We start from the raw sequence: 8,264 nt of genomic DNA on the forward strand, positions 1-8,264 counted from the left end.
ACGGGAACGGGTCCACGAAGTCGGTCTCGCCGACGCCGGACCGGCGTCTGTCGTCCAGGGGCACCACGACCCGCGTCGCGGCACCGAAAGCCGGCGCCGGATGCTCGGCGCGCGCTCGCGCCTCGAGCACGGCCAGTCGTGTCCGCGCCGCGACGTCGCCGTCGATGTCGGCATCGGGACCGTACGCCCGCTGCCGGAGCGCGGCCAGCTCAGCGAGCTCCTCGTCGCTCATGACGGCACGGTACCGCGCGATGCTCCGAGCCGGATGCGCGGGTCAGCGCGCGACGAATCCGGCGATCGCAGCCGCCGCCGGCGCCGGGGTCTCGTAGTGGATGAGATGCCCGACGTCGGGGATCTCGACGAGCCGCGCATCCGGGAACAGGTGCACGAGTTCGCGTTCCTTCTCGATCGGCGTGATGTCGTCGAGCTGCGCGGCGATGAGCAGCGTCGGCACTGCGACGCGGGGCGCGAACTCGGTCACGTCGTGCGACACCGAGGTGACGAACGCGTCGCGCAGCACGTCGCGATCGGCGAACTGCGAGAAGTAGAGGTCGTGCTGCTCGTGCACGAAGCGGCGCAGCGCGGGATCCTTCGTCTTGGCCATCGCGATCGACATGACCCGCACGATCACGCGATTGCGCAGCAGCGCCTCGCCGAGGGACGCCGGCAGCTTCGCGCCCGCCCAGTAGTAGAAGATCGCGAGCCTCGTCAGCACGCCGCGCGGGCCTTCGAGCGCCGGGGCGCCGATCGGGTTGATGAGCACCAGCTGCGGGGTGTCGAGCCCGGTCGCGACGGCGGCGGACGAGACGATCGAGCCGAAGCTGTGCCCGACGACCACTGATCCCGGGCAGACCGCGGCGACGAACTCCCGCAGCCACTGCGCGTACAGCTCGAGGTCGTGCACCCGGTCCGGGATCGGCGCGGTCTCCCCGAAGCCGGGCAGGTCGGGAGAGATCACCCGGTAGCCGGGCAGCTGGGCGATCACCGGCGCGAGGCCGTGGTGCTCGCCGCGGAAGCCGTGCACCGTGACGAGGGTGGGGGCGTCCGCCTCGGCGATCCCGGCGACGGGTTCGTCCACCCAGTAGGCGGTGGTGCCGCCCAAGACAGAGACCTCGCGCCGCTGCGGCATGAGTCGCTGCGGCACGAGGTCTCGGAAAGCGGACAGCGCGATTACTTCGCGGAGCCGCCGAAGTTCTTGAAGCGCTGGTTGAACTTCTCGACGCGACCGGCCGAGTCGAGGATGCGCTGCTTGCCCGTGTAGAACGGGTGCGACGCGGACGAGATCTCGACGTCGATGACCGGGTACTCGACGCCGTCGAGCTCGATGGTCTTGTCGCTCGTCGCGGTCGAACGCGTGAGGAAGGTGTCACCCGAGCCCAGGTCGCGGAACACGACGGCGCGGTAGTCGGGGTGGATGTCGGTCTTCATGGTGATCCTCTAGGGAGTCGTGCCCTGGATTGTGCCAGGACGGCCAAGTCTGCGGTGCAGGCGCACCAAAGGACGATTCTAACAGACGCGCGAGGTCACGCCGTCGCGCGGGCCGCGTACCGGCCGCCGTCCTGCGACAGCACGATCGGCATGCCGAAGGTCTCGGTGAGCGCATCGGCCGTGAGCGTCTCGGCGATCGGGCCGGATGCCACGACCTGCCCCTCGCGCAGCAGCAGCACGTGGGTGAACCCGACCGGGATCTCCTCGACGTGGTGGGTGACCATCACCATCGCCGGCGTGGTGGGCACGGCTGCGTACCGCCCGAGGAGGTCGAGGAGCTCCTCGCGGGCGCCGAGGTCGAGGCTCGCGGTGGGCTCGTCGAGCAGCAGCAGCTCGGGGTCGGTCATCACGGCGCGGGCGATCTGGACGCGCTTCTGCTCGCCGTCGGACAGCGTGCCGAAGGTGCGGTCGGCGAGGTGCTCGAGCTTCCATTCGGCGAGTACGCGCATCGCCCGCCGCTCGTCGATGCCCTCGTACGACTCGTTCCAGCGGCCGAGCACCGAGAACGCCGCGGTGAGCACGACGTTGATCACCGTCTCCTCCGGCGGCACGCGCCGGGCCATCGCCGACGACGCGAACCCGATGCGCGGGCGCAGCTCGAACACGTCGGTGCGGCCCAGGCGCTCGTCGAGGATCGTCACCGTTCCCGACGTCGGATGCAGCAGCGTGTCGGCGAGCTGCAGCAGCGTCGTCTTGCCCGCTCCGTTCGGCCCGAGCACCACCCAGCGCTCGTCGTCCTGCACGGACCAGTCGATGTGATCGACGATGTTTCGGGCATTGCGGCGAACGACGACATCGGCGAAATCGAGGACCTCAGGCATGTCTCCAGCCTATCGACCGGATGCGGCGACCTCCGCATACAGGGCGGCGGTCTCGTCGGCGATCGCCTTCCAGCTGAAGTCGGTGGCTGCGCGCCGGCGGCCGGCATCCCCGTACGCGCGGGCGCGCTCGCGATCGGAGACCACCTCGGTGAGCACGGCCGCGAGATCCGCGACGTACCGGTCGGGATGCGTGGGCGTTCCGGTGCCGTCCTGCAGCTGCTCGATCGGCACCAGGCGCCCGGTGACGCCGTCGACGACGACCTCGGGGATGCCGCCGGTCGCGGTGCCGACGACGGCCGCGCCGCACGCCATGGCCTCGAGGTTGACGATGCCGAGCGGCTCGTAGATCGACGGGCAGACGAACGTGGTGGCCGCGCTGAGGATCGCGCACAGCTCGTCGCGCGGCAGCATCCGGTCGATCCAGATCACGCCGTCGCGGGTCTGCTGCAGCCCCCGCACGAGCTCTTCGACCTCGGCCATGATCTCGGGGGTGTCGGGCGCCCCGGCGCACAGCACCAGCTGCACGTCGGGCGGCAGCAGGGCGGCGGCGCGAAGGAGGTACGGCAGGCCCTTCTGCCGCGTGATGCGCCCGACGAACACGACCGACGGCCGGTCGGGATCGATCCCCTCGTCGGCGAGGAAGCCCGGGTTCGAGACGGGACGCCAGGCCTCGACGTCGATGCCGTTGTAGATGACGCGCACCTTGGCCGGGTCGAGGTCCGGGTAGCTGCGCAGGATGTCGTTGCGCATGCCGTCGCTGACGGCGACGATCGCCGCGGCCCCCTCGTAGGCGGTCTTCTCGATGTAGCTCGACACCGCGTATCCGCCGCCCAGCTGCTCGGCCTTCCACGGGCGCAGCGGCTCGAGGCTGTGGGCGGTGACGACGTGCGGGATGCCGTACAGCAGGGATGCCACGTGCCCGGCGAAGTTCGCGTACCAGGTGTGGCTGTGCACCACGTCGGCGCCGGCGACGCCGCCGACGATCTCGAGGTCGGTGCCGAGCGTCTGGATCGCGGCGTTCGCGTCGGAGAGCTCGGCGGGCACCCCGTACGAGAACGTGCCGCCCTCGTCACGATCCGCGCCGAAGGCCTGCACGTGCACCTCGAGGGTCTCGCGCAGGGCCTTGACGAGCTCGGTGACGTGCACGCCGGCACCTCCGTAGATGGTCGGCGGGTACTCCTTGGTGACGATGTCGACGCGCATGTCGAAACGCTAGTACAACCGGCGCCCGGGGCCATAGGGTGTTCCCATGTCAGCAGCACCGAAGGTCTTCGGAATCATCCTCGCCGGCGGCGAGGGCAAGCGGCTCATGCCCTTGACGGCTGACCGGGCAAAACCTGCCGTGCCCTTCGGGGGTCAGTACCGCCTGATCGATTTCGCGATCTCGAACCTCATCAACTCGTCCCTGCGGCAGATCGTCGTGCTCACGCAGTACAAGTCGCACAGCCTCGACCGCCACATCTCGCAGACGTGGCGGATGTCGGCCCTGCTCAACTCGTACGTGGCATCCGTTCCCGCCCAGCAGCGCCTCGGCAAACGCTGGTTCTCCGGCTCGGCGGACGCCATCCTGCAGAGCCTCAACCTCATCAACGACGAGAAGCCGGACATCGTCATCGTGATCGGCGCCGACCACGTCTACCGCATGGACTTCCGGCAGATGCTCGACGCGCACATCGCCTCGGGGGCGCGGGCGACGGTCGCGGGAATCCGGCAGCCGCGGTCGCAGGCCCACCAGTTCGGCGTCATCGACGTCGAGCCGGAGGACGTCACGCGCATCCGCGAGTTCGTCGAGAAGCCGCCGAACCCGGTCGGCCTCCCGGACTCCCCCGAAGAGGTGCTGGCGTCGATGGGCAACTACATCTTCGACACCGACGCGCTCATCGAGGCCGTGACCGCCGACGGCGAGATCCCGACCTCGAATCACGACATGGGCGGCGACATCATCCCCTACTTCGTGAATCGCGGCGAGGCGGGCGTCTACGACTTCAAGCGCAACGAGGTGCCGGGGTCCAACGAGCGCGACCGCGACTACTGGCGCGACGTGGGCACGATCGAGTCGTACTTCGACGCCCACCTGGACCTCATCTCGACCCTGCCCATCTTCAACCTGTACAACTCGGACTGGCCCATCCATTCCCAGGCGCTGAACTCCCCGCCGGCGAAGTTCGTGCGCGACCGGGTGGGGCGCATGGGCAACGCGATCGACTCGATCGTGTCGCTCGGCTCGGTGCTGTCGGGGACCCACCTGGAGCGCAGCGTTGTCGGACCGTGGACGCTGTCCGGCGGCGGTTCGACGATCGTCGACTCGGTGCTGTTCGACAACGTGCGGGTGGGCGTCGGCGCCCGCGTGCACCGTGCGATCCTCGACAAGAACGTGGTGCTCGACGACGGCGCCACCGTCGGGGTGGACCGCGAGCTCGACCTGTCCCGCGGCTTCACCATCAGCGACAGCGGCATCACCATCGTCGGCAAGAACGTGCACGTGCACCGCTGAGCGGCCGTCTGTGAAGGGGCATCCTCCCACGTTCGATAGCGTGGGAGGATGCCCCTTCTTGTCGTGCTCGACGCCGATTCCACCCTGATCCGCAACGAGGTCATCGAGCTCATCGCCGACGAGGTGGGACGCGGTGCCGAGGTGGCCGCCGCCACCGAGGCGGCGATGCGCGGCGAGGTCGACTTCGCGACCAGTCTGCGCACCCGCGTGCAGGCCCTCGCGGGCGTTCCGGTCGCCGCGTTCGAGCGGGTGATCGCCCGCGTCGAGCCGACACCCGGGGTGCGCGAGCTCATCGACGCGGTCCACGCGAAGGGCGGCACCGTCGGCGTCGTCTCCGGCGGGTTCCACGAGGTGCTCGACCGCATCGCACCCGCGCTCGGCGTCGACCGCTGGCGCGCGAACCGCCTCGTCGCCGCAGACGGCGTGCTCACCGGCGAGGTGGACGGCGGGATCGTGGATGCCGCCGTCAAGGCGGAGTCGCTGCAGGCGTGGGCGGCGGAGCTCGGCATCGCGGCCTCCGCCACCGTCGCGATCGGCGACGGTGCCAACGACCTCAAGATGATGGATGCCGCCGGTCTCGGGCTCGCGTTCAACGCGAAGCCGGCCGTGCGCGCGCAGGCCGACCTCGTGATCGGCGACGTGGACCTGGCGCAGGTCATCCCGCTGCTGCCCTAGCCCGGGGCAGGCGGGATCGGCGCGTCGCGCGCCGTTCGGGTCAGTGGCCCATGCCGAGTCCGCCGTCGACCGGGATCACGGCACCGGAGATGTAGGCGGCGTCGTCCGAGGCGAGCCAGGCCACGACGCCGGCGACCTCGTCGGGCTGCGCGAAGCGGCCCGCCGGGATGCTCTTCCGGTATTCGGCCTGGGTCTCGTCGGAGAGCTCCGCCGTCATGTCGGTCTCGATGAATCCGGGGGCGACGACGTTCGCGGTGATGCCGCGCCCGCCGAGCTCGCGGGTGAGCGACCGGGCGAAGCCCACCATCCCGCTCTTGGAGCTCGAGTAGTTGATCTGCCCGGCCGAGCCGTACAGGCCGACGACGCTGGAGATGAGGATGACCCGGCCCCAGCGGGCGCGGAGCATCCCCTTCGACGCACGCTTGACCACGCGGAACGAACCGCCGAGGTTCGTCGCGACCACGCTGTCGAAGTCGTCCTCGCTCATGCGCAGCAGCAGGGTGTCCTTCGTGATGCCGGCGTTGGCGACGAGCACCTCCACCGGGCCGAGCTGCTGCTCGACCTCCGTGAACGCGGCGTCGACGCTCGCGGCATCCGTCACGTCCGCCCGCACCGTGAGCGTCCCCGCGGGGCCCTCGCCCGACCGGGCGGTGACGGCGACCTTGGTGTAGCCGGCCGCGAGGAAGCGCTCGGCGATGGCGCGGCCGATGCCGCGGTTGCCGCCGGTGACGAGGACGACGCGATCAGTGGACATGGGCACTCCTGGGGGCCGGGAATCGGATGTCCCCAGCCTACCGGCGCCGCTTGACAGTCTGGGAGAGCGCTGGGAGCCTGGAGAGAGCCTTCCGAGGGAGATCCATGACCGACCCATACGCACCGCAGCCGCCGCAGCAGCCGGTGCCCCCGCAGCCGCCCGTGCCGCCGCAGCCCGTCTACTACGCGCCCGGCACGCCGGTCTACATGGCGCCCGTCGTCGCACCTCCGACGAACGCACTCTCGGTCGTGTCCCTGGTCGCGGGCATCGTGGCGTGGGTCGTCTTCCCGGTGATCGGTGCGATCGCCGCGGTGATCACGGGACACATGGCGCTCGGCCAGATCAAGCGCTCCCACGAGGGCGGCCGGGGAATGGCGCTCGCGGGCGTCATCCTGGGCTGGGTCCAGCTCGGCCTGACCGCTCTGGTCATCGTCATCTGGGTCATCATCGCGCTCGTCGCGCTCGGCGCCGTGGCCGGCTCCGGCGGCCTCAACTCCTGACCCGTCGAAGCCTTCGAAAACGGTTCCCGGCCTGCGCCACGCGCGTAGGCTGGAAGCACCGTGAAGCACCACAGCACCCAGTCCGCCACCTCGATCCCGGCATCGCCCGAGGAAGAGGTGGATCGGCGATCGACGCGATACCTGATCATGATGGGCATCCGCGTGGCCTGCTTCGCGCTCGCCGTGCTGGTGCATCCCTACAGCTGGTACACCTGGCTGTTCCTGATCGCGGCCGTCGTGCTGCCCTATATCGCGGTGGTGCTCGCCAACGTCGGTCAGGAGTCCAAGACGCCGAACGCGGTGGTGCCCGAGCAGGCGCTGCCGGCGACGCCGACGCCCGACCCGCATCCCCACACGGGCCCGTCCGTGATCCGCGTCACCGAGAGCACGCGCTCGCTCCCCCACACCGCAGAGCCCGCCGCGGCCGACGGCGACACCCCGCCCGAGCCTCCCGACCAGCGCGAGAGCGGCAGCGCCGGATGACGACGTCCGATCCGGATGCCGCGGCATCCGTCTGCTCCCGCGCGGGATGCCGCGCCCCCGCGACCACGCAGATCGTGTGGCGCAACCCCCGGATCCACACGCCCGATCGCCGCAAGATCTGGCTCGCGTGCGACGAGCACGCCGCGTTCCTGCACGATTATCTCGCCGCGCGCGACTTCCCCGTGACCTCCGAGCCGTTCTCGGCGTCCGCCGAGCCGCCCACGGCAGAATCGTCCTGATGTCCACCCTCGCCGAACGCCGCCGCACCGCCCCCGCCGTCGTGCGCTGGACCGCCTACATCGGGATCGCGATCGTCTTCGCGATCGCCTGCGCCTTCCTGTCCCACTGGCAGCTGACCAAGAACGCGGACCGCAGCGAGCAGCTCGCGATCATCTCGGCGAACTACGACGCGAAGCCCGTGCCGATCGGCGAGGTGCTGCCGGCCGGCCGCACGCTGGCGGCGACGGACCAGTGGCGCCCCGTCGCCCTCACCGGCTCCTACCTCGCCGACCGGCGGATCCTCGCCCGCAACCGCGTGCACAGCGGCACGGCGGCCTACGAGATCCTGGTGCCGTTCCGCCTCACCGACGGACGCGTGGTGCTCGTCGACCGCGGCTGGGAGCCGCCGGGCAACACGCAGTCGCTGCCGGACAGCATCCCCGCCCCGCCGACCGGGACCGTGACGGTGGTCGTGCGCCTGCAGCCGTCCGAGCCGATCCCGCCGAACGGCCCGGACGCGCCCCGCGGCCAGGTGCCCTCCATCAATCTGCCGCTCGTGGCGCACAAGGCGGGCGTCGCCGCACTCGACACCGGCGCCTACGGCACCCTGGTGTCCGAATCCCCCGCCCCGGCGACCGCACCCCAGGCGATGGAGTCGCCGTCCGACGACCCCGGCCCCTACCTGTCGTACGGCGTGCAGTGGATCCTGTTCGCGATCATGGCGTTCGCGTTCCTCTGGTACGTGATCCGGTTCGAACGCCGCGCGCGCCGCGAGGAGGCCGAGGATGCCGCCGCCGTGGCCGAGCTCGCCCGCACCGATGCCGCCGCCG

At 70.6% G+C, this 8,264-nt stretch carries 11 protein-coding genes and 1 pseudogene; 6 read left to right on the forward strand and 6 right to left on the reverse strand.

Going from position 1 to position 8,264, the window contains the following annotated elements:
- The 5 genes and pseudogenes from VJR25_RS07530 to glgA all read right to left on the reverse strand — a co-directional run.
- Positions 1-232, reverse strand: a pseudogene (locus VJR25_RS07530) (hypothetical protein); the annotation flags it as partial.
- A 42-nt stretch (positions 233-274) separates the two neighbouring features.
- Positions 275-1,129 carry an alpha/beta hydrolase gene (locus VJR25_RS07535; RefSeq protein WP_324114181.1) on the reverse strand — a complete coding sequence of 285 codons (855 nt, stop codon included), beginning with the start codon at positions 1,127-1,129 and terminating at the stop codon, positions 275-277.
- Positions 1,130-1,170: 41 nt separating this feature from the next.
- A complete protein-coding gene (locus VJR25_RS07540; RefSeq protein ID WP_039403389.1) occupies positions 1,171-1,428 on the reverse strand; it encodes a type B 50S ribosomal protein L31 in 258 nt (85 codons plus the stop codon).
- A 95-nt stretch (positions 1,429-1,523) separates the two neighbouring features.
- Positions 1,524-2,309, reverse strand: a complete 786-nt coding sequence (locus tag VJR25_RS07545; RefSeq protein ID WP_324114163.1) for an ABC transporter ATP-binding protein — start codon at positions 2,307-2,309, stop codon at positions 1,524-1,526.
- Positions 2,310-2,318: 9 nt separating this feature from the next.
- The gene (gene glgA / locus VJR25_RS07550; RefSeq protein WP_324114165.1) at positions 2,319-3,512 is read right to left on the reverse strand and encodes a glycogen synthase; all 1,194 of its coding nucleotides are present in this window, start codon (positions 3,510-3,512) and stop codon (positions 2,319-2,321) included.
- 46 nt (positions 3,513-3,558) lie between these two features.
- Here glgA and glgC point away from each other — a divergent pair, with 46 nt between their 5' ends.
- Positions 3,559-4,803, forward strand: coding sequence for a glucose-1-phosphate adenylyltransferase (glgC, locus tag VJR25_RS07555; RefSeq protein ID WP_324114167.1), 1,245 nt, complete (start codon positions 3,559-3,561; stop codon positions 4,801-4,803).
- Between the two features lie 48 nt (positions 4,804-4,851).
- Positions 4,852-5,478 carry a phosphoserine phosphatase SerB gene (gene serB / locus VJR25_RS07560; RefSeq protein ID WP_324114169.1) on the forward strand — a complete coding sequence of 209 codons (627 nt, stop codon included), beginning with the start codon at positions 4,852-4,854 and terminating at the stop codon, positions 5,476-5,478.
- Between the two features lie 40 nt (positions 5,479-5,518).
- Here serB and VJR25_RS07565 read toward each other — a convergent pair whose 3' ends face one another.
- A complete protein-coding gene (locus tag VJR25_RS07565) occupies positions 5,519-6,232 on the reverse strand; it encodes a beta-ketoacyl-ACP reductase (protein ID WP_324114171.1) in 714 nt (237 codons plus the stop codon).
- A 104-nt stretch (positions 6,233-6,336) separates the two neighbouring features.
- On the opposite strand from VJR25_RS07565, the gene VJR25_RS07570 reads away from it, so the two are divergent.
- The 4 genes from VJR25_RS07570 to VJR25_RS07585 all read left to right on the forward strand — a co-directional run.
- The gene (locus VJR25_RS07570) at positions 6,337-6,732 is read left to right on the forward strand and encodes a DUF4190 domain-containing protein (protein ID WP_324114173.1); all 396 of its coding nucleotides are present in this window, start codon (positions 6,337-6,339) and stop codon (positions 6,730-6,732) included.
- 60 nt (positions 6,733-6,792) lie between these two features.
- Positions 6,793-7,215 carry a DUF3099 domain-containing protein gene (locus tag VJR25_RS07575; protein WP_324114175.1) on the forward strand — a complete coding sequence of 141 codons (423 nt, stop codon included), beginning with the start codon at positions 6,793-6,795 and terminating at the stop codon, positions 7,213-7,215.
- The gene (locus VJR25_RS07580; RefSeq protein WP_324114177.1) at positions 7,212-7,454 is read left to right on the forward strand and encodes a hypothetical protein; all 243 of its coding nucleotides are present in this window, start codon (positions 7,212-7,214) and stop codon (positions 7,452-7,454) included. The genes VJR25_RS07575 and VJR25_RS07580 overlap by 4 nt, the downstream gene beginning before the upstream one ends.
- The coding region (locus VJR25_RS07585; protein ID WP_324114179.1) for an SURF1 family protein at positions 7,454-8,264 on the forward strand (811 nt) is incomplete at its 3' end. The genes VJR25_RS07580 and VJR25_RS07585, both read left to right, overlap by 1 nt.

This window comes from Microbacterium sp., from assembly GCF_035277845.1.
Taxonomy (GTDB): domain Bacteria; phylum Actinomycetota; class Actinomycetes; order Actinomycetales; family Microbacteriaceae; genus Microbacterium.